Annotated in this window: 1 pseudogene; it reads left to right on the top strand. The window is 53.9% G+C overall.

Annotation, left to right across the window (positions count from 1 at the left end):
- Window positions 1-293: pseudogene (locus HMPREF2935_RS00055) on the top strand (DDE-type integrase/transposase/recombinase); the annotation flags it as partial.

Genomic DNA, 293 nt, shown 5'->3' with positions numbered 1-293 from the left:
GCCAGGCCAGGAACTCTATGTCGATTGGGCCGGCGACAAGGTTTCCATCATTGACAAGGCCATCGGTGAAGTCGGCATGAAAGCCAGCTTATTCGTGGCCATCTGCCCCTATTCTTCACTGTTGTTTGTGACAGCAACAGCTAACGAGAAGATGGACAACTGGATTTCCTGCCATGTGAAAGCCTTAGACTACCTCGGTAAATGCCCTGGCATCATCGTTCCTGACAACGCACCGACCGCGACTTATCGGCCGGTGAAGAACAAGCCCGGCCGGCGCATTCAACAACGCTACG

Source organism: Corynebacterium sp. HMSC076D02, assembly GCF_001813815.1.
Taxonomy (GTDB): Bacteria; Actinomycetota; Actinomycetes; order Mycobacteriales; family Mycobacteriaceae; genus Corynebacterium; species Corynebacterium simulans.
The sequence above is the reverse complement of the archived record's forward strand: the minus strand, read 5'-3'. Positions and strand labels throughout refer to the sequence as shown.